Source organism: Nocardioides psychrotolerans (assembly GCF_900113685.1).
In the GTDB taxonomy this organism is placed as follows: Bacteria; Actinomycetota; Actinomycetes; order Propionibacteriales; family Nocardioidaceae; genus Nocardioides; species Nocardioides psychrotolerans.
Genome location: NZ_FOQG01000002.1, coordinates 271,099 through 291,942, shown reverse-complemented (window position 1 = coordinate 291,942; position 20,844 = coordinate 271,099). Strand labels below are relative to the sequence as shown.

The 20,844-nt window shown below is 70.1% G+C and carries 21 protein-coding genes and 1 pseudogene; 5 read left to right on the top strand and 17 right to left on the bottom strand.

The window, feature by feature from the left end:
- Nucleotides 1–28: 28 nt before the first annotated feature.
- The 4 genes from BM204_RS03580 to BM204_RS03565 are packed head-to-tail and all read right to left on the bottom strand — an operon-like array spanning nucleotide 29 to nucleotide 4,032.
- Entirely contained in the window at nucleotides 29–832 is an 804-nt protein-coding gene (locus BM204_RS03580) for an ABC transporter permease (protein ID WP_218031134.1), read from the bottom strand.
- Nucleotides 829–1,689, bottom strand: coding sequence for an ABC transporter permease (locus BM204_RS03575; RefSeq protein ID WP_174812976.1), 861 nt, complete (start codon nucleotides 1,687–1,689; stop codon nucleotides 829–831). The genes BM204_RS03580 and BM204_RS03575 overlap by 4 nt, the downstream gene beginning before the upstream one ends.
- Complete coding sequence (locus BM204_RS03570) at nucleotides 1,686–2,855, bottom strand: ABC transporter ATP-binding protein (RefSeq protein WP_091110439.1); 1,170 nt, start codon at nucleotides 2,853–2,855, stop codon at nucleotides 1,686–1,688. The genes BM204_RS03575 and BM204_RS03570 overlap by 4 nt, the downstream gene beginning before the upstream one ends.
- Nucleotides 2,839–4,032, bottom strand: a complete 1,194-nt coding sequence (locus tag BM204_RS03565; protein ID WP_170259070.1) for a polyamine ABC transporter substrate-binding protein — start codon at nucleotides 4,030–4,032, stop codon at nucleotides 2,839–2,841. The genes BM204_RS03570 and BM204_RS03565 overlap by 17 nt, the downstream gene beginning before the upstream one ends.
- A 163-nt stretch (nucleotides 4,033–4,195) precedes the next feature.
- On the opposite strand from BM204_RS03565, the gene BM204_RS03560 reads away from it, so the two are divergent.
- The 3 genes from BM204_RS03560 (at nucleotide 4,196) to BM204_RS03550 (ending at nucleotide 7,130) form a co-directional block, all read left to right on the top strand.
- The gene (locus BM204_RS03560) at nucleotides 4,196–4,669 is read left to right on the top strand and encodes an Lrp/AsnC family transcriptional regulator (RefSeq protein WP_091110718.1); all 474 of its coding nucleotides are present in this window, start codon (nucleotides 4,196–4,198) and stop codon (nucleotides 4,667–4,669) included.
- A complete protein-coding gene (locus BM204_RS03555; RefSeq protein WP_246165859.1) occupies nucleotides 4,654–6,060 on the top strand; it encodes an NAD(P)/FAD-dependent oxidoreductase in 1,407 nt (468 codons plus the stop codon). Before BM204_RS03560 ends, BM204_RS03555 begins: the two co-directional genes overlap by 16 nt.
- A 245-nt stretch (nucleotides 6,061–6,305) precedes the next feature.
- Complete coding sequence (locus BM204_RS03550) at nucleotides 6,306–7,130, top strand: SDR family NAD(P)-dependent oxidoreductase (RefSeq protein WP_218031133.1); 825 nt, start codon at nucleotides 6,306–6,308, stop codon at nucleotides 7,128–7,130.
- Between the two features lie 17 nt (nucleotides 7,131–7,147).
- Here the strand turns inward: BM204_RS03550 and BM204_RS03545 are convergent, their stop codons facing one another.
- Entirely contained in the window at nucleotides 7,148–8,584 is a 1,437-nt protein-coding gene (locus tag BM204_RS03545) for a M1 family metallopeptidase (RefSeq protein ID WP_170259069.1), read from the bottom strand.
- A 461-nt stretch (nucleotides 8,585–9,045) separates the two neighbouring features.
- Here BM204_RS03545 and BM204_RS23485 point away from each other — a divergent pair.
- Nucleotides 9,046–9,626: pseudogene (locus BM204_RS23485) on the top strand (serine protein kinase RIO).
- A gap of 31 nt (nucleotides 9,627–9,657) precedes the next feature.
- Nucleotides 9,658–10,743 carry an LOG family protein gene (locus BM204_RS03535; RefSeq protein WP_091110434.1) on the top strand — a complete coding sequence of 362 codons (1,086 nt, stop codon included), beginning with the start codon at nucleotides 9,658–9,660 and terminating at the stop codon, nucleotides 10,741–10,743.
- A gap of 12 nt (nucleotides 10,744–10,755) precedes the next feature.
- On the opposite strand, the gene BM204_RS03530 is transcribed toward BM204_RS03535, so the two are convergent.
- The 12 genes from BM204_RS03530 to rpsB form a co-directional block, all read right to left on the bottom strand.
- Complete coding sequence (locus BM204_RS03530) at nucleotides 10,756–11,949, bottom strand: glycosyltransferase family 4 protein (RefSeq protein WP_091110433.1); 1,194 nt, start codon at nucleotides 11,947–11,949, stop codon at nucleotides 10,756–10,758.
- A 274-nt stretch (nucleotides 11,950–12,223) separates the two neighbouring features.
- A complete protein-coding gene (locus BM204_RS03525; protein WP_091110431.1) occupies nucleotides 12,224–13,003 on the bottom strand; it encodes a GNAT family N-acetyltransferase in 780 nt (259 codons plus the stop codon).
- Nucleotides 13,004–13,092: 89 nt separating this feature from the next.
- On the bottom strand, nucleotides 13,093–14,220 hold the full coding sequence (gene rlmN, locus BM204_RS03520) for a dual-specificity RNA methyltransferase RlmN (protein ID WP_091110429.1): 1,128 nt from the start codon (nucleotides 14,218–14,220) through the stop codon (nucleotides 13,093–13,095).
- A 42-nt stretch (nucleotides 14,221–14,262) separates the two neighbouring features.
- Nucleotides 14,263–14,616, bottom strand: coding sequence for a hypothetical protein (locus BM204_RS03515; RefSeq protein WP_091110428.1), 354 nt, complete (start codon nucleotides 14,614–14,616; stop codon nucleotides 14,263–14,265).
- Nucleotides 14,613–15,062, bottom strand: coding sequence for a hypothetical protein (locus BM204_RS03510; RefSeq protein WP_143099645.1), 450 nt, complete (start codon nucleotides 15,060–15,062; stop codon nucleotides 14,613–14,615). Before BM204_RS03510 ends, BM204_RS03515 begins: the two co-directional genes overlap by 4 nt.
- A gap of 236 nt (nucleotides 15,063–15,298) precedes the next feature.
- Nucleotides 15,299–15,805, bottom strand: a complete 507-nt coding sequence (locus BM204_RS03505) for a TspO/MBR family protein (RefSeq protein WP_091110424.1) — start codon at nucleotides 15,803–15,805, stop codon at nucleotides 15,299–15,301.
- Nucleotides 15,802–16,332 (bottom strand): histidine phosphatase family protein, encoded by a 531-nt coding sequence (locus tag BM204_RS03500; protein WP_091110423.1) that lies wholly within the window; start codon nucleotides 16,330–16,332, stop codon nucleotides 15,802–15,804. Before BM204_RS03500 ends, BM204_RS03505 begins: the two co-directional genes overlap by 4 nt.
- Complete coding sequence (locus BM204_RS03495) at nucleotides 16,329–17,207, bottom strand: phosphatidate cytidylyltransferase (RefSeq protein WP_091110421.1); 879 nt, start codon at nucleotides 17,205–17,207, stop codon at nucleotides 16,329–16,331. The genes BM204_RS03500 and BM204_RS03495 overlap by 4 nt, the downstream gene beginning before the upstream one ends.
- Nucleotides 17,208–17,230: 23 nt before the next feature.
- The gene (gene frr, locus BM204_RS03490; RefSeq protein ID WP_218031139.1) at nucleotides 17,231–17,785 is read right to left on the bottom strand and encodes a ribosome recycling factor; all 555 of its coding nucleotides are present in this window, start codon (nucleotides 17,783–17,785) and stop codon (nucleotides 17,231–17,233) included.
- A gap of 52 nt (nucleotides 17,786–17,837) precedes the next feature.
- The gene (pyrH, locus tag BM204_RS03485; RefSeq protein WP_091110418.1) at nucleotides 17,838–18,551 is read right to left on the bottom strand and encodes a UMP kinase; all 714 of its coding nucleotides are present in this window, start codon (nucleotides 18,549–18,551) and stop codon (nucleotides 17,838–17,840) included.
- Nucleotides 18,552–18,696: 145 nt separating this feature from the next.
- Nucleotides 18,697–19,509, bottom strand: a complete 813-nt coding sequence (tsf, locus tag BM204_RS03480) for a translation elongation factor Ts (protein WP_091110417.1) — start codon at nucleotides 19,507–19,509, stop codon at nucleotides 18,697–18,699.
- Between the two features lie 91 nt (nucleotides 19,510–19,600).
- A complete protein-coding gene (gene rpsB / locus BM204_RS03475) occupies nucleotides 19,601–20,641 on the bottom strand; it encodes a 30S ribosomal protein S2 (protein ID WP_091110416.1) in 1,041 nt (346 codons plus the stop codon).
- Between the last annotated feature and the right edge of the window lie 203 nt (nucleotides 20,642–20,844).

The window sequence follows — 20,844 nt, the reverse complement described above, 5'->3', positions numbered from 1 at the left end:
TGCGACATCGCGCCGACTCGGCGATCAGTCAGGCCGGAGCCCGACGCCGGTTGCGCACCTCCGAGCCGAGGACCAGCAGGATCGAGACGACGAACATCAGCGTGCCGACGACGTTGACCTGCATGGGGACCCCGACGCGTTCCTGGCCGTAGACGTACATCGGGAAGGTCGTGGTGTTGCCGGAGTTGAGGTTGGTGATGATGAAGTCGTCGAAGGACAGCGAGAAGCTGAGCAGGGCGGCGCCGAGGATGCCCGGCAGCACCAGGGGGAACGTGACGCGCCAGAACGTCTGGCCGGGGGTGGCGTAGAGGTCCATGGCGGCCTGCTCGAGGTCGTCGTCCATGCCCGCCAGGCGCGCACGCACGGTGACCACGACGAAGGACAGGCAGAACATCACGTGGGCGATCAGGATCGTCCAGAAGCCCAGCTGGCCGGCGAAGCCCGAGGCCACGAAGAGCGCCAGGAGCGAGGAGCCCAGGACGATCTCGGGCGCGGCCATCGGCAGGAAGATCAGCAGGTTGGACGCCGAGCGGCCGGCGAAGTCGTGGCGCACCAGTGCGAACGCCGCGAGCGTGCCGAGCACGGTGGCCACGAGGGTCGCGAGCAGCCCGATCTGGATGCTGGTCAGCAGCGAGCTGCACAGGTCGTCGGGGCCGCACGGGTCGCGCCAGTTGTCCAGGGTGAAGCTGCCGAACTGGTAGACGTTGCGACCCCCGGGGTCGTTGAAGCTCATGCCGACGACGACGAAGATCGGGACGAAGGTGTAGACGAGGACGAGCAGGCCCAGCATCAGGACGAGGTGCTCGCGCACCCACCGCGACAGCCCGCTCACAGCAGGTCCTCCGTCCCGGCCCGGCGGACGTAGACGAGCACCATCGCGAGGATCAGCACCATCAGCAGCACCGACAGGGCCGAGGCGACCGGATAGTTGTTGGCGTCGGTGAACTGCGCCTGGATCACGTTGCCGATGACCCGCTCGTTGGTGCTGCCGAGGAACTGGGCGTTGATGTAGTCGCCGACCGCGGGGATGAACGTCAGCAGCGTGCCGGACACCACGCCCGGCAGCGAGAGCGGCCAGGTGACCTTGAAGAACCCGACGAACGGGTTGGCGTAGAGATCGCTGGAGGCCTCGATGAGCCGGTGGTCGATCTTGTCGATGCTCGCGTAGAGCGGGAGCACCATGAACGGCAGGAAGTTGTAGGTCAGGCCGGCCACGACCGCGATCGGTGTGGCGAGGAGCCGGCCGTCGTCACCGAGGACCTGCAGCGTCTGCAGGGTGTTCACGATGAAGCCGTCGTCGGCGAGGATCAGCTTCCACGAGAGCGTCCGGACCAGGAAGCTGGTGAAGAACGGCGCGATGACGAGCACCAGCATCAGGTTCTTCCAGCGGCCGGCCTTGAACGCGATGGCGTAGGCCAGCACGTAGCCCAGCACCAGGCAGAACGCCGTGGCGATCGCGCCGTAGAGCAGCGAGCGACCGAAGGGACCGGCGTACTCCTGGACGACGTCGACGTAGTTGCCGAACGCGTAGGTCATCTGGTAGCCGCGGAAGTCCGAGCCACCCTGGTCGAAGAGGCTCGTCGCGACCAGCGAGTAGAACGGGATGACGAAGAACAGCACCAGCCACAGGGCAGCCGGCGCGAGCAGCAGGTAGCCGACCTTGCCCTTGCGCCGGACCGTCTCGCTCACTGGCCGTCTCGTTGCGCGCCCGCGGTGGCGTCCTGGGACTGGTCGAGGAGGAACGCGTACTCGGGTCGCCAGGACAGCTCGACCTTCTCCCCCGAGGCGAACATCCGACGGCGGCCGGTGTTCTGCTCGAAGATCTGGAGCTCCTGGCCCCAGGGCATGCGCACGAGGTACTGGGTGCTGACGCCGACGAAGCTCACGTCGGTGATGACGCCGCCCGGGATCGTGTTGCCGGGGGCGTCGAGCTGCTCTCCCGGCTCTCCGAGCAGGACCTTCTCGGGTCGGATGCCGACCCAGCCCTGATCTCCGTCGACGTGGGTGCGACCGGTCGGCACCGACACCTGGATGCCATGCATCTCGACGGTGACGACGTCAGCGGCGCGGGACACGACGGTCCCCGAGATCAGGTTGGACTGGCCGAGGAAGTTAGCCACGAACGTCGAGCGGGGGTTCTCGTAGAGCTCAGCTGGTGCGCCCATCTGCTCGATGACGCCGGCGTTCATCACCGCGACCGTGTCGGCCATGGTCATGGCCTCCTCCTGGTCGTGGGTGACGTGGATGAAGGTCTGCTGCACCTCGGTCTGGATGCGCTTGATCTCGATCTGCATCGCCCGGCGCAGCTTGAGGTCGAGCGCCCCGAGGGGCTCGTCGAGCAGCAGCACCTCGGGCTCGTTGATCAGGGCCCGGGCGAGCGCGACACGTTGCTGCTGGCCGCCCGAGAGCTGGGCCGGCTTCTTGCGTGACTGCTCGGTGAGCTCGACGAGCTCGAGCATCTGCTCGACCTTCTCCTTCACCTGCGCGGACTTGCGGCGCCGCAGGCCGAACGCGACGTTCTCGAAGATGTCGAGGTGCGGGAAGAGCGCATAGCTCTGGAAGACCGTGTTGACCGGCCGTCGGTAGGGCTTGGCATAGGTGATGTCGTTGCCACCGAGCACGATCGAGCCCGATGTGGGGGTCTCGAGGCCCGCGACCATCCGCAGCGTGGTGGTCTTGCCGCAGCCGGAGGGTCCGAGCAGCGCGAAGAACGAGCCCTTGGGCACGTCGAGGTCCAGCGCGTCGACCGCGGTGAATCCCCCGCCGAAGGACTTGGTGAGCCCCGAGAGCCGCAGCCCGTCGTACGTCGGATCGCTCGCGGCCCGCGCCGCGACGTCCTCAGCCAGCTGTGACATCGGCCCACTCCTTCTCGTACTGCGCGTTCTGCCGGTCGTCGAGCGGCATGAAGTCGAACGTGTTGGCCAGGAAATCGTCGTCCGGGAAGATCAGCGGGTTGTCGACCAGCGAGGGATCGAGCTTCTCCATCTCCTCGCGGGCGCCGGCGACGGGGCAGATGTAGTTGACCCAGGCGGCGAGCTTGGCCGCGACCACGGGGTCGTAGTAGTAGTCGATCCACTGCTGCGCGTTGGCCTGGTGCGTGGCCTGGTTGGGAATCATCATGTTGTCGCTCCACAGCGACAACCCCTCCTCCGGCACGACGAACTTGATGTCGGGGTTCTCGAACTGGGCCTGGATGACGTCGCCGGACCACGCCTCGCAGGCGAGCACGTTGCCGCCGGAGAGCTCCTGGAGGTAGTTGTTGCCGGCGAAGCTGCGCAGCTGGCCGTCGGCGATCGCCTTCTTGAGCCGATCGAGCGCGTTCTGCCACTGGTCCTCGGTGAAGTCGGTCGGGTCGGCGCCCACGACCTTGAGCATGAAGCCCATGGTGTCGCGCATCTCGGAGAGCAGGGTGATCTTGCCGTTGAGGTCGGAGCGGCTGATGAGCTCCTCGAAGCTGCCCACCTCGCCCACCTCGGCGGCGTTGTAGGCGATGCCGGTGAGGCCGCTCTGCCAGGGCGCGTGGTATTCCAGGTCGGGGTCCCACTGCTTGTCGCGCAGCGAGTCGATGATGTTGGCATGCAGGTTGGGGACTGCGGCCTTGTCCATCGGCTGGATCCAGCCGAGGCCGATCATCCGCGCCGCCATCCAGTCGGTCAGCACGATCATGTCGCGGTCGATCGGGTCGCACGAGCCGAGCTGGTTCTTCACCTTGGCGTAGAACTCGGCGTTGTCGTTGACGTCGACGTTGTAGTCGACCGTGATGCCGGTCTTCGCCTGGAACTCCGCCATCGTCGACGTGGGCTGCTTGCGCGGGTCGATGTAGCCGGTCCAGTTGGAGATGACGAACTCACGCTCGCGCGCCGACACGTCGGCGGCACGGCACGTCATCGGGTTCTGCGCGGCGCCGTCGACGGAGAAGAACGGCAGCTTGAGGGCGGCGAGGCTGACGCCGGCGAACGCGACCGCACCTCCGCCCTTGAGCGCTCCCCGACGGGAGAGGGTCGAGCGACGTGCGAGTTCGTCAGGCGGCATGCGACTTCCCTCTGTTGCGGGTCCGATCCGTCGGATCGTGTCATGACCATCGGGCCTCGACAAGGGATCCCGTCGATCCGAAACCCGTTTGCAACGAAATCGATTGCGGACGAAGCGCCCCCGAAACGTGCCTGCAGCGGGACGACCGGCTAGTTTGACGGCCATGACGAGGAAGCAGGAGCGCCCCGGGATCACCCTCGACGAGGTCTCCAAGGCCATCATCGAGGAGCTCCAGGCCGACGGACGGCGCTCCTATGCCGCGATCGGCAAGGTCGTCGGCCTCTCCGAGGCGGCCGTGCGCCAGCGCGTGCAGCGACTCATCGAGAGCGGCGTCATGCAGATCGTGGCCGTCACCGACCCCCTCCAGCTCGGCTTCGCCCGTCAGGCGATGATCGGGGTCAACGTCGACGGCCCGCTCGAGAGCGTGGGCGACGCCCTGGCCGACCTCGAGGAGGTCGACTACGTGGTGATCACCGCCGGTCGTTACGACCTGCTCGTCGAGGTCGTCGCCGAGACCGACGACCACCTGCTGGAGCTGATCTCCGGCAAGATCCGCGAGGTCGAGGGCGTCGTGTCCACCGAGACGTTCATGTACCTCAAGCTGCGCAAGCAGACCTACTCGTGGGGCGTGCGCTGATCGCCCGGCACGCGTCCTCCACGCCGTACGACGAGCTGTCGCTGTGGCACGCCACCTCGGGAGGCTCGTGGTCACCGCGCTCGGCGCTGGACGGCGACACCGACTGCGACGTGGCCGTGGTCGGCGCCGGGTTCACCGGGCTGTGGACCGCCTACTACCTGGCCGAGGCGGACCCCTCGTTGCGCATCGTGGTGATCGAGAGCGAGACCGCGGGCTTCGGGGCGTCGGGGCGCAACGGTGGCTGGTGCTCGGCGCTCTTCCCGGCGTCCCTGCCGAGCCTGGCCGCGCTGGCGGACCGCGACGCCGCGCTGGCCCAGCACCGGGCGATGCGCGCCACCGTGGACGAGGTCGTGCGGGTCACCGCCGCCGAGGGGATCGAGGCAGACGTCGCCAAGGGCGGCACCATCACGCTGGCCCGGTCGCGACCGCAGTGGCAGCGCGCGCAGCAGGAGGTTGCGGCCGCACGGACCTGGGGCCGCGACGGGACCGACGTACGACTGCTCGGGCGGGGGGAGGCGACTGCGCTCGTGCGAGCGACCCGCACACGGGGCGCGACCTTCACCGCTGACTGCGCGGCGATCCACCCGGCCAGGCTCGTGCGCGGGCTGGCCGACGCCGTCGAGCGACGTGGGGTGCGCATCGTCGAGCAGACCAGGGTGACCTCGATCGTGCCGGGTCGCGCGGTGACGACGCACGGGGTGGTGCGGGCAGCACACGTGATCCGCGCGACGGAGGGATTCACGCCCGGGCTGCCGGGTGTGCGGCGCGCGGTCGTGCCGGTCTACTCGCTGATGATCGCGACCGAGCCGCTCCCCGACGCCGTGTGGGACGAGATCGGACTGCGGGAGCGCGAGACCTTCAGCGACCACCGGCACCTGGTGATCTACGGCCAGCGCACGGCCGACGGGCGGCTGGCATTCGGCGGGCGCGGCGCGCCCTACCACTGGGGCTCGAAGGTGCGACCCGACTTCGACCGCGACGCCCGCGTGCACGCCGGGCTGTGGTCGACGCTGCTGGACCTCTTCCCGGTCCTGGCCGGCACGCGGGTCACGCACGCCTGGGGCGGACCACTGGGCATCCCGCGCGACTGGTGCGCCTCGGTCGGTCTCGACCCGGCGAGCGGTCTGGGCTGGGCCGGCGGCTACGTCGGCGATGGTGTGGCCACGACCAACCTCGCCGGTCGTACGCTGCGCGACCTGGTCCTGCGTCGCGACACCGAGCTGACGAGGCTCCCGTGGGTCGGCCACCGGTCGCGGCCCTGGGAGCCGGAACCCCTGCGCTGGCTGGGGATCAACGCCGGCCTGCGCGCCATGACCCTCGCCGACGCCGAGGAGTCGTTGACCCGACGTCGCAGCCTCGCGGCGCGAGTCGTCGCCCCCTTCCTGGGGTGAAGCCCACCCGTCTTCCCGGGCGTGCGGGCAACGCGTGACCGCCCCCACGGCCGATGGTGAGGACGTGGCGACGAGGATCATCACCAGGCAGCATCGCGGCGCTGCTCGGCGTCGACGAGGCGGAGGTCATGGTCGGGCTGGCCCGATTCGACCTGCTCACCCTGACTCGTCCGGCGACCGAGCGGCGGCTCCGGACGCTCGCCGGGCCTGGGCACCAGGAGCCCAGCGCTGACTAGGATGTGGCGGTGACCGGTCCTTTGTCGACAGTGCCCGCCGCGCTCGATCTCCGAGGTCGCACGGCCCTCGTGACCGGCGCAGGGTCCCCCGGTGGCATAGGTTTCGCCACCGCCCGCCTGCTCGGCGCCCTGGGTGCACGCGTGGCCGTCACCGCGACCACCGAGCGGGTGCACGAGCGGGCCTCGGAGCTGTCCCGGCTGGGGATCGACGCCCTGGGTCTGGTGGTCGACCTGACCGACGAGTCCGCCGTGCGATCAGCTCTCCACGAGGCGCGAACGACGCTCGGCCCCGTCGCGATCCTGGTGAACAACGCAGGCATGACCAGCCAGGCCCAGCCGGTCCTGGGCTCCGACACCCCGAGCGCCGAGTCCGGCACGATCCTCGACATCCCACCCGAAGCCTGGCGCCGGAGCCTCGGGAGGAACCTGGACACGGCCTACCTCACCACCCGCGCGGTCCTGCCCGACATGATCTCCGCTCGATGGGGTCGCGTGGTCATGGTGGCCTCGGTGACAGGGCCGGTGATGGCGATGCGGGCCGAAGCCGCCTATGCCACGTCCAAGGCGGCCATGGTCGGCCTGATGCGCGCGGTCGCCCTCGACCACGCCGGCGACGGCATCACCTGCAACGCCGTGGCACCGGGCTGGATCGCCACCGACAGCCAGACCGACGACGAGACTGCTCAGGCCCTGAGCACACCCGTCGGCCGTGGCGGGACAGCCGAGGAGGTCGCCACGACGATCACCACCCTGTGCCTTCCCGGCGCCGCCTACACCACCGGGCAGCTGGTGGTCACCGACGGCGGGAACTCGATCGCCGAGGAGAGAGCCTGACCGGTGGGTGATCGCCATCAGACCAGGCCGTTGGCGCTCGTGCGGGCGGGCCGGGTGGTGCCGCGCAACCACGCGGCGAAGAAGTCGTCGAGGTCGCGACCGCTGACCTGCTCGGCCATGGCCTCGAAGTCCTCGGTCGAGGCGTTGCTGCCGGCGTGCTCGTCGACCCACCGGCGCAGCAGCCGCCAGAAGCCGGCTTCCCCCATGATCTGACGAAGGGCCTGGAAGAGCATCGCACCGCGCGCGTAGACCGCGTGGTCGAAGAGTCGCTCGGCTCCGGGGTCGTCGAGACGGACCTGCCAGAAGTCGGCGTCGCCGTGGTGCTCGTCGTACTGCTGCTGGAGCCAGCGGGTCCCGTCGATCCGGCCGCGGGTCTCGCCGTAGCGGACCTCCATGAAGGTGGCTGCGCCCTCGTTGAGCCAGATGTCGTGCCAGCTCTCGACGGAGACCGAGTCGCCGAACCACTGGTGGGCGAGCTCGTGGACCACGACCGGACCGGAGCCGGGAGCGAGGACCGGGTAGACCGGTCGGGTCTGGTTCTCCAGGGCGAAGGGGGTGGTGAGGCTGGTGGTCACTCCCCCGGTGGACCCGAACGGGTAGGGGCCGAGCTGGGTCTCCAGCCACGACGTGAGCCGGGCGGAGTGCCGCATCAGCCGCTGCGAGCGGCGGAAGTCGCGGTCCGGGACTGCGCGGGAGACCGCGGTGACCCAGGGCAGGCCGCGGTGGGTGCCATGTTCGACCTCGAAGGGTCCGGCGGCGAAGAAGGCGAGGTACGGCGCCATCGGCTCGGCCGAGAGCCACCTCGTCGTCGCGAACGCACCGGTCACCTCCCGACCGACCCGCTGGCCACCCGCGACGACCACCTTGCCACGGGGCACGCTGATCGAGATGTCCATCAGGGCCTTGTCACGGGGGTGGTCGTTGGCCGGGAACCACCAGGTCGCCATGTGGGGCTGGTTGACGGCGATCACCTCGGTGCTGCTGGCGACCCAGTTGGACTCGCCCTCCCAGGCGATGTCCCCGGGGCGACCGACATAGCGCACCACCACCTCGACGGTGCGTCCGGTCGCGAGCGGCTGCACCGGCGTGATCGTCAGCTCGTGCGGGTCCGGGCGCTCGTGCGCGGCCGTGTCGCCGTCGACGGTGACGCCCATGACGGGCAGGAGCAGGTCGAGGTTGAAGCTCGTCAACGGCTCGGTCGCCGTGATCGTGAGACGCGTCCACCCGCTGAGCCGGCGCGACCGGAAGCGGTAGGTGTCGTGGATCTCGTAGCGCTGGACGTCGATGCCGCCGTTGCCGTCGAGGGGGAAGTAGTCGTCGCCGATGCCGGACGCCCCGGCTCGCGCCACGGGCGCCACGGGCGGCGCGGCTGCGGGACCGAGCGGCTCCATGGCGGACGCCGGTCCGAGACCGGCGACGAGGGCCAGCGCAGCGAAGCCCGCTGCCCACGTCATGAGGCCCAACCTAGTGGAGCGCGCTCGAAGAAACCGGTTGCACCACACCCGCGGCAGGCGCCACCCTGGGGGCGATTCATCGGCGACCGCCGGTGCCTGACGAGAGGGGCGTGACATGTCGACGACTGTCCCCGGCCTGACCCCGGACCGATCTCTCTCCCAGCACTGGAGCACCTGTGACCTCCCAGCACGACCAGCACGACCAGCACCACGACGCCGCACCTGACCCGACCTTCGTCTTCGACTTCACCGCCTACGACGACCTCGACGACCCCGGCCGTCGCTGGTCGACCTGGCTCTCCGTCGAGCCCCTGTGCCGCGGCCCCGAGCCACGGCCCGACTGGCTGGTGACGTCCCAGGGCGCCATCGACACTGACCTCGGCATCCTCAAGACGGGCAAGGAAGGCGACGTCTTCCTCCTGGAGCGGGCCGACCCCCTCGAGCCGGAGCGGTCGGTCGTCATGGCAGCCAAGCGCTACCGCGACGAGGAGCACCGCTCCTTCCACCGCTCCAGCTCCTACACCGAGGGGCGCGCGATGCGGAACACGCGCGACGCCCGGGCGCTGGCCAAGAAGAGCGCGCACGGTCGCGCGGTCGCCGCGGGCCAGTGGGCCTGGGCCGAGTGGCAGGCGCTCGTGCGTCTCCATGCGATCGGCGTCCCGGTGCCCTACCCCGTCCAGATCGACGGGACCGAGATCCTCATGGAGTGGGTCCAGGTCGACGGGAGACCGCCCCGCGACTGGCCCAGACGCGACCCGACCGGGAGCTGCTGGAGTCCTACTACTCACAGCTGGTCGACACCCTGACCACCCTGGTGCGGCACGGGATCGTCCACGGCGACCTCTCGGCGTACAACATCCTGGCGGCGGGTGAGCGGCTCGTGGTCATCGACCTGCCCCAGGTCGTCGACCTGGTCGCCAACCCGGCGGGGATGGACTTCCTGCTGCGCGACTGCACCAACGTTGCCACGTGGTTCCGCTCGCGAGGGCTCGAGGTCGACGAGCAGGAGCTGTTCGGGGAGCTGATGGCGCGGGCGTTCTGAGTCGTTCACGGGGCCGACTAGATTCGGCTCCGTGAACCGCACCCGGGGCCGTGGCGTCCGCATCGAAACGCTCGAGGACTTCGACCGACGCATCGCCCGGGGCGCGCATCGTCTGTCGGGCTGGCGGCTCTACGGCGTCGACCTGAGCGACCGGTCCACGGAGCTGGCCTCGTGCCGGCTGTCGGGGGCGACCTTCCTCGGCTGCACCTTCGCCGACGGTGACCTCGCACGGGTCGAGGCCGCGGGCGGGCTGGTGCTGCCGACCATCGGCGACGTGCCGGTCGACGTCTACCGCTCGCGGCTCTATGCGGCGGACGAGCTCTACGACACGGCGTCCTACGCCGCGTCGCTCGACGCGCGGGCCTACGCGTGGTCGCAGCACGGCGACGGAGAGGACGACACGCTCGCCCGGGCACTGCACGACCACGCCATCGACCGGGCACTGGAGACGTGGACCCACGCTCGTCGCCTGGTCGGCGTCATGGGCGGGCACGCGCTGACCCGGGACCAGCCCGGCTACACCGACGCCGCGCGACTCGGCGCCGGCCTCGGCGTCCATCATGTCGTGGCGAGCGGCGGCGGCCCGGGGGCGATGGAGGCGGCCAACCTGGGCGCCCGCCTCGCGGGGCGCGACGCTGGGGACCTCGACGCCGCGCTGGCGCTGCTGGCTGCCGTGCCGTCCTACCACCCCTCGGTGGAGGCGTGGGTCGACTCGGCGCGAGCGGTGCTCGAGCTCTTCCCCGACGCGCGCGAGAGCCTGAGCATCCCGACGTGGCACTACGGCCACGAGCCGGCCAACCTGTTCGCGAGCGCGATCGCGAAATACTTCCGCAACTCCACCCGCGAGGCCATCCTGCTGGAGGTCTGCGGCGCCGGCATCGTCTTCCTGCCCGGCGCGGCGGGCACCGTGCAGGAGGTGTTCCAGGACGCCTGCGAGAACTTCTACGCCGATGAGTCTTCCGTGGCGCCGATGGTGCTGGTCGGTCGCGAGCACTGGACCATCACGGTGCCCGCGTGGCCGCTGCTGCAGGCGCTCGCCCGCGGTCGGGCCATGGAGCCCCGCGTCCACCTCGTCGACACCGTCGAGGAGGCCGTCGCGTTGGTCGATGGCGCCTGACGCGCCGCTGGGTCAGCCGGCCAGACGGGCAGGGGTGGCCCGGACGGCGATCACGTCGCGGTAGTGATCGACGAGGGCCTCGTTGACCGACGTCCACGACCGGTCACGAACGCTGCGCCGGGCCGCCAGCCCCATCATGCGGCGGGTGAGCTTGTGGCCGACCAGGCGGTCGACGTACGACGCGAGGTCGGCGCCGTCACCTGGCTCGTAGAGGTGCCCCGCGACGCCGTCGGACACCACGTCGATCGGACCGCCGGAGCGCGGTGCGACCACCGGGACGCCGGCGGCGAGAGCCTCCTGCGCGGACTGGCAGTAGGTCTCGTGGCGACCGGTGTGCACGAAGACGTCGAGCGAGGCGTAGGCCCGGCTGAGGTCGCCGCCGTGCAGGACCCCGAGGAAGGTGGCACCGGGGAGCAGGCTGCGCAGCCGCTGCTCCTCCGGGCCGCCTCCGACGACCACCAGCGCGTAGCGGGGGTCGTCCGCCAGGTGGCTCAGCAGGTGGAGCTCCTTCTCGGGGGCCAGGCGACCGACGTAGCCGACCAGGAGCCGGCCGTCGGGGGCGAGCTCGCGACGCAGGTCCGCGGAGCGCCAGACCGGGTGGAACGCCTGGAGGTCGACACCGCGGGGCCACAGCGCGGTGCTGGGGATCGCGAGGTCGCGCAGCTGCGCGAGGCTGGCCGAGGACGGCGCCAGGGTGCGGTCGACCTTGGTGTGGATGCGGCGCGTCAGCGACGCCATGGCCCGACCGCCACCGGGCACGTCGTAGCGCTCGGCAAAGCCCACGAGGTCGGTCTGATAGATCGCGATGGTCGGGATCCCCAGGCTCTGGGCGGCCTTCGCCGCCTGGTAGCCCAGCGTGGCGGGCGATGCGATGTGGACGACGTCGGGCGCGAAGCGCTCCATGATCGAGCGCAGCCGACGCCTCGTCTCGAGACCGATGCGGAAGTCGGGGTAGAGCGGCAGATTGGCGCCACGGGCGTGCAGCACCGGGAACCCGGCGTACGACGAGGGGCCGGTCGGGGCGACCAGCGCGGCGTCGTGCCCGGTGGCGGCAAGGTGCTCGAGCACCCGGCGCACGGAGTTGGTGACGCCGTTGACCTGCGGGAGGAACGACTCGGCGACGACGAGGACGCGGAGGCGGTCGGGCGGCGTGCAGGTCGAGGAGGCTGCGGAGGACGGGCTGGGGAGCTCGAACAGGTCGGCCATGGCCAGGAGGCTAGGAGTCGGTCCGCAACGGGCGAGGAGATCCGTCTGGACGCCGCGTGAACTCCCCCCGACGGGTTGATGGCGACCGCAGCGGGAGGGGTGCGGACCAGCGCCCTACCCCCCGGGAGTCCTCGCGGTGCATGAGTCCCCGGCCAACCGGGGATGTTGGCGCTTGTCCGCCAATCCTGCCGGGCAGTTCAGCAACCGATCGGCGCAGCTGAGCGTGGGGGCGGCACGTCCGGCGGTGAACTGCCGACCTTCGGTCCGCGGCGAGTCAACGCAGCGGCACGACGTAGGAGCGCTCCTGGCCGAAGACCGAGAAGCCGGCCCGGCGCAGGATCGGCCCGGAGGTCTGGACGCGCCCCTTGACCAGGCCCATCGTCAGGCCGTGCTCGCGCGCGTAGGTGAGCCGCGCGGACAGCAGCGCCCGGTAGATGCCTCGGCCGCGCACCTCCTCGAGGACCGAGCCGCCCCACAGGCGGGCGACGTGCTCCCCCACGGCAAGGCCGGCCGCGCCGACCGGACGGCCGTCGAGGTAGGCGACCAGGCACCCACCGTGTCCCGCGAGCACGGTCGCGGCTGCGGTGCGGGCCGCTGACTCCAGCTCCTCGTCCGGCGGCATCTCGTCCTCGAAGACGATCGACTGCACGAGCTGGGCGTCACGCTCGGTCGTGACGTCGGTGTTCCACCGGAGCTCCACCTCAGCCTTGACGTCGAGGTCGACGGCCGGCTCGGAGAGGTCCAGGGCGAGCACGTCGAGAGTCTCCTCGACCACGCCCCCGAGCGCGACGACCGCGGACTCGAGCCCAGCAGGTGAGCCGAGCCTGACCCACCAGAGAAGCTCGTCGACGTCGTCGAAGGTGCGGGCACGCTCCATCACCTCGGCCACGACCGCGTCGAGCTGGCGGCGCGGCTCGAGGCGCAGGAGCTCCAGCGGCCGGGAGAACCACACCGGGTAGCGCACCAGCAGCAGCTCGTCGGTCTCCACCGTGGTCGCGGACTCAGGCACCCAGGTCCAGGCGGCGCAGGCCGCAGCGACGTCCTCGGGGGTCATGCGGGGTTGGTGAGCGGGGTGGGCACGCGCCGCTTCATCAAGGTATGCAGGCGAAGATCCACGCCTCACGGTTGCACGACCGGCCGCCCTCAGGCCTCGGTCGCGGCCAGCTGCCCACAGGCAGCGTCGATCTCACTGCCGCGCGTGTCTCGGATCGTCGTCGGGACGCCCTTGGCCTCGAGACGCCGGACGAACTCGTCGGTGTCCTCGTCGCTGGACCGCGTGAACTGTGACCCGGGGACCTCGTTGAGCGGGATCAGGTTGACGTGGACCCAGCCCCAGTCGCCGTAGGAGCGCAGGAGGTCACCGAGCAGGTCGGCGCGGTGGGCCTGGTCGTTGATGCCGCGCATCATGGCGTACTCGATGGAGACACGACGCTTGGTCACCCGCGCGTAGTTCCACGCGGCCTCGACCGTCTCGGCCACCGACCAGCGGGTGTTGATCGGCACGAGCTCGTTGCGCAGCTCGTCGTCGGGCGCGTGCAGGCTCAGCGCGAGCGTGACCGGGATGCCCTCCTCGGTCAGCTGGTCGATGCGGTTGACGAGGCCCACGGTCGAGACGGTGATGCCCCGCGCGGACATGCCGAGGCCGTCGGGCGAGGGGTCGACCAGGCGTCGTACGGCGCCGATGACGGCCTTGTAGTTGGCCAGTGGCTCGCCCATCCCCATGAAGACGACGTTGGAGACGCGACCGGGACCACCGGGGACCTCGCCGCGCGTCATCGACCGGGCGCCGGCGACGACCTGCTCGACGATCTCGGCGGTCGACATGTTGCGCTGGAGGCCACCCTGGCCGGTGGCGCAGAAGGGACACGCCATCCCGCAGCCGGCCTGGCTGGAGACGCAGACCGTGGCTCGGTCGGGGTAGCGCATGAGGACCGACTCGACGAGCGCGCCGTCGAAGAGCTTCCACAGTGTCTTGCGCGTCGTGCCCTTGTCGGCCTCCATCGTGCGCAACGGCGTCATCAGGGTCGGCAGGAGCGCCTCGACCAGCTCGGCGCGCTGGGCGGCCGGGAGGTCGGTCATCTGCTCGGGGTCGTCGACGAGGCGACCGAAGTAGTGCATCGAGAGCTGCTTGGCCCGGAAGCCGGGCAGGCCCTGCTCCTCGAGCAGCGCCTTGCGCTCGGGCGAGGTGAGGTCGGCGAGGTGCCGCGGGGGCTTCTTGCGGCCGCGCGGCTCGTCGAACACGAGAGGAAGGGTCTTGATCGGCTCTGACATCAGGTCCTCAGTCTCCCACCGTCGCCGAGGGGCACGAAAACGTCAGCCCTCGACCTCGACGAGGAACCACACGACCAGCGCAGCCACCCCCACCACGACCAGCAGCGTGGTGGACATCCCGATCAGCATGTAGCGGCCAAAGCGTCGGGTGCGCGGCGCGGCCACCAGGCCGATCGGCACACCGAGGGTCAGCAGCACGAAGGGGAACAGCTCCTCCGCGCGGCCGTAGTCGAACAGCGCGCTGAGGACCGCCGCGAAGACACCGGGCACCAGGATCACGAACGCCAGACCGGTGAAGAACCCGGTCAGGGCGGTGAACGTCGGATGGTCGCGGTGCCACCAGTCGGGTGGGCGCTCGTCCTGCTCGGTGCGCTCGTCCTGCTGTTCGGTGCTCATGCGGAGCCTTCCGTCAGTCCTTGGATGATGTAGTCGCAGGCTCCGGCCAGCACGATCGAGCTCAGTCCGGCGCCGATCATCAGCCCGACCGCCCACATCCGCGTCGCTCGGAAGAAGAGCATCGGGGCCGGCAGCAGCGTCGGGACGAGCACGCAGAGCGCGAAGACCACCTCGCCGGTGATGCTGGAGTCGCTGCTGAACGTCGAGCCGATGACGAGCAGCACCGCGACCAGCACGACGACGCCGCCGGCCATGCCGATCACCGCACCGATGAGCACCTTCGACCAGCCAGGCATCCCCGGCTGCTCGTGGTAGGGCGAGGGCGGTGGCGGGTAGGGCTGCCCGTAACCCGGCCCGTAACCCGGCCCGTAGCCCGGCCCGAAACCTCCGGGTGGGCCGTGGTCGGCCAGGCGCTCACCCCCTGGTGGGGTCGGAGGCTCGGTCACCGCCACCACCTCCCGCGCCTCGTCGTCACCAGCAGAGGGTAGAACGCGCGGAGCCGGGATGGGGCGATCACCACACCCACCAGCCCAGCGCGATCCTCGTCACGCCGGCGGCGACCAGCGCGGCGAGGTAGACCAGCACGATCCGGCGCCGAGGACGAGGCCGCCGATGATCGGCAGCGCCCGCAGCGGCTTGCCCGGAGGCCCCTGGTCGCTCATGGCCTCAATATGTCACCGGATCAGGAGTTGCGGCGCGCGATCGAGGTGTTGAGGGCCGCGGCGAAGCCGCACCAGAGCGGGTACGGCGCCAGCGCGGTGCCCAGCGACGGGTCGACGTCTCCCACCCGCTTGACCAGCGCGGCCGATTGCACCGCGAGGACGGCGCACCAGGCGGCGGACAGCCAGGGTCGACGCACTCGCCAGAAGAGGACGCTCCAGCCGGTGTTGAGCACCAGGTTGGTCGCGAGAGCGCGTCGCAGCGCGGAGGCCTGGTCGCGGCGACCCTCCTGCTCGAGGAGGGTCAGTGCAGCGGCGCTGGTGAGGGCGATGTCGGCGTAGAGCGGGGTCCACACCAGCGGGTAGGCAATCGTTGGTGGGTCCCACGGCGGCTTCTCGAGCCGGCGGTACCAGTCGGTGTCCGGCGTCGTCGCGGCCGCGCCGATCCCGGCGCTGGCGAAGCCCCCGAGGCCGGTGGCCGACAGTATGCGCAGGCCTCGGCGGGTGCGTAGCGTGCTCCAGGAGGTCATGGGGCCAGCATGTCAGGGGCCACCACGAGGACGTCCGGCATCGCCAGGGCCGCCCAGCGCCCCAGGTCGGGCTCCGACCCCGTCAGCTCGGCGATGGTGACGGTCCACGCAGTGCCGTGACCGACGAGCACGACGTCCTCGCCCGCGCGGACGTCCAGGATGCGGCGGACGGCGGGGACCACGCGGTCACGACAGGCGCTCAACGGCTCCCACCCGTCGTACGCCGGGGTGTCGGGGTGCTCGAAGGCCAGCCGTACGACACCTGCGAAGTCGTCGATCCAGTCGGTCGTCCCGCGTCGGTGCTCGCCGAGGTCCTCGACGATGCCGACCTCGCCCTCGGTGAGCAGCTGGGCGGTGCTGATCGCCTTGGGCTCCGGGGAGCAGAACCAGGCAGCGTCCTGCGGGAGCCGACCCGACTCGCGCAACGCCCAGATGTCGTCGAAGCCGGCCGGGTCGAGCTCCCAGGCGGCCGGGATGTGCTCGCGGTCGGGCAGCGAGCGTCCGTGGCGGACGAGGAAGAGCGTCATGTGAAGACGAGGTAGTGCAGGAGCAACCAGATCGGGGCGGCCGTGGCGAGCAGCGAGTCGAGCCGGTCCATCAGGCCGCCGTGACCGGGGATGACCTGGCTCATGTCCTTGATGCCGAGGTCGCGCTTGATCACCGACTCGCACAGGTCGCCGAGGGTGGCCATGACGGCGGCGATGAGGCCTAGGCAGACGCCGATCCACCAGTCGGCCTCGAGCAGGTAGACCACGAGCACGATGCCGGAGGCGATCGTGGCCAGGACCGAACCGACGAAGCCCTCCCAGGACTTCTTCGGCGAGATCACCGGCGCCATCGGGTGCCTGCCGAAGAGGACGCCACCGATGTAGCCGCCGGTGTCGGAGGCGATCGTGACCAGGATGAAGACGATGATCGCCTTGACGCCGTCGTCGTCCAGGCCTGCGGAGTTTCCGGTGCCGCCCTCGGCGAGCAGCAGGGCCACGAACGAGCCGAGGAACGGCACGTAGACGAGCGTGAACACCGAGGCGGTCGCGTTCTGGACGTAGCCGTCGATGCCGCGGCGCAGGAGCCACAACATCGTGACGAGGGCGGCGACCGCCGTGGCCGTCACCAGCGCCGGGGCCCCCCAGTAGTAGGCGACGACGACCATGGCGACGCCGCCCAGCATGAGCGGCTGTTCGGGCAGGTCGATGTCCTTGGCGATCATCCCCTTGCGGAGCTCCCAGATCGCCACGACGACGGCGACGACCACGATCAGCATGAACGCGGTCTTCCAGAAGAACAGCGACGCCGCGATCGCGCCGAGCAGCGCGGCCGCGGACGCCAAGGCCGCCGGGAGGTCACGTCCGGCGCGGCCGTGGTCCTTGGTCGGCGGCGCCGTCGGCGAGGTGTCCGTCATGGGGGTGTGAGCTGTCGGGGTCCTCAGACCTCGATCAGCTCGGCTTCCTTGTTCTTGAGCATCTCGTCGATGGCGTCGGTGTGGGTCTTCGTCACGATGTCGAGCTTCTTCTCGGCGCCGGTGACGTCGTCCTTGCCGACCTCGCCGTCCTTCTCGAGCTTCTCGAGGTTCTGCTTCGCCGTACGGCGCAGGTTGCGGACCGCCACGCGGCCGTCCTCGGCCTTGGACTTGGCGACCTTGATGTACTCCTTGCGGCGCTCCTCGGTCAGCTCGGGGAAGACGCAGCGCAGCACCTTGCCGTCGTTGGAGGGGTTGACACCCAGGTCGGAGTCGCGGATGGCGCGCTCGACGTTGCCCATCGCACCCTGGTCGTAGGGCGCGATCAGGATGACGCGGGCCTCCTGGGCGGTGAAGGACGCCAGCTGTTGGAGCGGGGTCGGCGAGCCGTAGTAGTCGACCACGATCTTGCTGAACATGCTGGGGGCGGCGCGGCCGGCCCGGATCGCGGCGAACTCCTCGCGCGTCGACTCCACCGACTTGTCCATCTTGGTGTCGGCTTCCTTGAGGATCTCGTTGATCACGGTGCTTCCTTTGCCTTGGTCTGGTGCCGGTGTGCTGTGCCGGGGCGGATCAGTCCGCGCTGACCAGCGTGCCGATTCTGTCACCCTGCACGGCGCGGAGGATGTTGCCCTCGGGCTCCATGCCGAAGACGATCATCGGCATCTTGTTCTCCATGCAGAGAGCGAACGCGGTGGCGTCGGCGACCTTGAGGCCCTGCTGGAGTGCGTCGTTGAACGTGATGTGCTCGAGCTTGGTGGCCGTCGGATCGAGCTTGGGGTCAGCGGTGTAGACACCGTCGACGCCGTTCTTGCCCATCAGCACGACCTCGCACTTGGTCTCGAGGGCCCGCTGGGCAGCGACGGTGTCGGTCGAGAAGAACGGCATGCCCATGCCGGCACCGAAGATGACGACCCGGCCCTTCTCCATGTGCCGGATCGCCCGACGCGGGATGTAGGGCTCGGCGACCTGGCCCATCGTGATGGCGGTCTGGACCCGGGTGTCGACGCCGAGCTTCTCGAGGAAGTCCTGGAGGGCCAGGCAGTTCATGACGATGCCGAGCATGCCCATGTAGTCGGCCCGGACCCGGTCGATGCCACGCTGCTGCAGCTCGGCACCCCGGAAGAAGTTGCCACCGCCGGTGACCACCGCGATCTGGACCCCGGCTCGGGACACCGAGGCGATCTCGCGGGCGATGGCCTGGACGACGTCCGGGTCGATCCCGACCTTGCCGCCGCCGAACACCTCGCCGGACAGCTTGAGGAGGACGCGCTTGTAGCCGGTCACGGGGTATCCCTTCGCATGAGTGAAGCCGGTCCGATGAGCTGACTCTCACTCATCGAACCGGCCTCCTCGTTCGTTCTCGGGTGGTCGTGCTGGTCGGCACCCTATCCCTCCGACTCGCTCGGGCGTGGGCCCGGAGCAGTCTGGATCAGGCGCCGACCTCGAAGCGGACGAACCGCTTCAGGGTGGTGCCGGCCTCGTCGAGGACCGCCTTCACCGACTTCTTGTTCTCGGTGACCGACGGCTGCTCGAGCAGGACGACATCCTTGAAGAAGCCGTTGAGCCGACCCTCCGTGATCTTGGCGATCGCCTGCTCGGGCTTGCCCTCCTCACGCGAGGTCGCCTCGGCGATCTCACGCTCCTTGGCGACGACGTCGGCGGGGACCTCGTCGCGGGTGAGGAACTGCGGACGCATCGCGGCGACCTGCATCGCGGCAGAGCGCGCGGCGTCGGCGTCACCGTCGTACTCGACGAGCACGCCCACGGCGGGCGGCAGGTCGGCGGCACGCTTGTGCATGTAGACGACCGTGGAGCCCCCGAAGTAGGCGACGCGACCGAGCTCGATCTTCTCGCCGATAGAGACGGCGAGGTCCTCGACGACCTCGCCGACGGTCTTGCCACCGAGCTCGACCGCCTTGAGGGCCTCGGCGTCGGCTGCCTGGGCGGCGTCGGCCGCGTCGGCGATCTGCTGGGCCGCCGTGACGAACTGGTTGCCCTTGGCGACGAAGTCGGTCTCGCAGTTGAGCTCGACCAGGGCACCACCGGAGGTGGCGACCAGGCCGGCGGAGGCCTCGCGCTCGGCGGCGCGCTCGGCCATCTTCTTGCCGCCCTTGATCCGCAGGATCTCGACGGCCTTGTCGAAGTCGCCGTCGGCCTCGGTGAGCGCCTTCTTGCAGTCCATCATTCCGGCGCCCGAGCTCTCGCGGAGCTTCTTGACGTCAGCGGCGGTGATGTTCGCCATGGGTGTGTGTCTCCCTCAGGGTCTGGTGGGTCGAGAGGTCGTCCCGGTGCGGTGGCGCGCACGTCGTGGGCGCCACCGCAGTCGGCGACGATCAGGCCTTGGCCTCGTCGGTGGCCTCAGCCGCGGGGGCCTCGGCTACAGGGGCTTCGTCGGTGGTCGCGGCCTCGGCGGGTGCCTCGGTCGCGGCCTCGGCGGGTGCCTCGGTCGCGGCCTCGGCGGGTGCCTCGGTCGCGGCCTCGGCGGGTGCCTCGGTCGCGGCCTCAGCAGCGTCGGCGGACGCAGCGGCCTCGGTCGAGGCGCCCGTGGCCTCGGACGCGGGGGCCTCGGCGTCGCCACCGGTCGCCTCGACGGCGACCTTCTCGGCGTCGCCGCCCAAGAGCTCGCGCTCCCACTCGGCCAGCGGCTCCTCGGCACCCGGGGTGGCGGTGCCGGTCTTGGCGCCGGAGCGGGCGATGAGGCCCTCGGCCACGGCGTCGGCGACCACGCGGGTCAGCAGGCCGACCGCGCGGATGGCGTCGTCGTTGCCCGGGATCGGGAAGTCGACGAGGTCGGGGTCGCAGTTGGAGTCCAGGATGCCGATGATCGGGATCTTCAGCTTGCGGGCCTCCTCGACGGCGAGGTGCTCCTTGTTGGTGTCGACGATCCACACCGCGTTGGGCGTGCGGGTCATCTCGCGGATGCCGCCGAGCGACTTGTTCAGCTTGTCGCGCTCGCGACGCATCTGCAGCAGCTCCTTCTTCGTGCGGCTGCTGCCGGCGACGTCGTCGAAGTCGACCTCGTCGAGCTCCTTGAGGCGGTTGATCCGCTGGTGCACGGTCTGGAAGTTGGTGAGCATGCCGCCGAGCCAACGCTGGTTGACGTAGGGCATGCCGACGCGCGTCGCCTGCTCGGCGATGGCCTCCTGCGCCTGCTTCTTGGTGCCGACGAACATGACCGTGCCGCCTCGGGCGACGGTCTCCTTGACGAAGGCGTAGGAGCGGTCGATGTAGGCCAGCGACTGCTGCAGGTCGATGATGTAGATGCCGTTGCGCTCGGTCATGATGAAGCGCTTCATCTTGGGGTTCCAGCGACGGGTCTGGTGCCCGAAGTGGACGCCGCTCTCGAGGAGCTGGCGCATGGTCACAACTGCCATGGTGATGGTTCTCCTGTAAGGAGGCAGCACCGTGATGTCCGTCCTTGACACAGGACGCACCGGGGCTGGCTCCGGTCGTTTTCAGTTCGTCACGACTGACGGATGTCGGCCGCGCCTGACGCTCGCGCGCGACCCCACCTGCTCGACCGTGAGATCTCGCGGGACTGAGGGCCGTCGCCCACGGGTGGTCGAGACTCAGGAGC

What these genes read in the sequence shown, in the direction of transcription:
- BM204_RS03570 (WP_091110439.1), bottom strand. Translation starts at nt 2,855, where the DNA reads ATGTCACAGCTGGCTGAGGACGTCGCGGCGCGGGCCGCGAGCGATCCG.
- BM204_RS03565 (WP_170259070.1), bottom strand. Translation starts at nt 4,032, where the DNA reads ATGCCGCCTGACGAACTCGCACGTCGCTCGACCCTCTCCCGTCGGGGA.
- BM204_RS03560 (WP_091110718.1), top strand. Translation starts at nt 4,196, where the DNA reads ATGACGAGGAAGCAGGAGCGCCCCGGGATCACCCTCGACGAGGTCTCC.
- BM204_RS03545 (WP_170259069.1), bottom strand. Translation starts at nt 8,584, where the DNA reads ATGACGTGGGCAGCGGGCTTCGCTGCGCTGGCCCTCGTCGCCGGTCTC.
- BM204_RS03530 (WP_091110433.1), bottom strand. Translation starts at nt 11,949, where the DNA reads ATGGCCGACCTGTTCGAGCTCCCCAGCCCGTCCTCCGCAGCCTCCTCG.
- BM204_RS03525 (WP_091110431.1), bottom strand. Translation starts at nt 13,003, where the DNA reads ATGACCCCCGAGGACGTCGCTGCGGCCTGCGCCGCCTGGACCTGGGTG.
- rlmN (WP_091110429.1), bottom strand. Translation starts at nt 14,220, where the DNA reads ATGTCAGAGCCGATCAAGACCCTTCCTCTCGTGTTCGACGAGCCGCGC.
- BM204_RS03515 (WP_091110428.1), bottom strand. Translation starts at nt 14,616, where the DNA reads ATGAGCACCGAACAGCAGGACGAGCGCACCGAGCAGGACGAGCGCCCA.
- BM204_RS03505 (WP_091110424.1), bottom strand. Translation starts at nt 15,805, where the DNA reads ATGACCTCCTGGAGCACGCTACGCACCCGCCGAGGCCTGCGCATACTG.
- BM204_RS03500 (WP_091110423.1), bottom strand. Translation starts at nt 16,332, where the DNA reads ATGACGCTCTTCCTCGTCCGCCACGGACGCTCGCTGCCCGACCGCGAG.
- BM204_RS03495 (WP_091110421.1), bottom strand. Translation starts at nt 17,207, where the DNA reads ATGACGGACACCTCGCCGACGGCGCCGCCGACCAAGGACCACGGCCGC.
- tsf (WP_091110417.1), bottom strand. Translation starts at nt 19,509, where the DNA reads ATGGCGAACATCACCGCCGCTGACGTCAAGAAGCTCCGCGAGAGCTCG.
- rpsB (WP_091110416.1), bottom strand. Translation starts at nt 20,641, where the DNA reads ATGGCAGTTGTGACCATGCGCCAGCTCCTCGAGAGCGGCGTCCACTTC.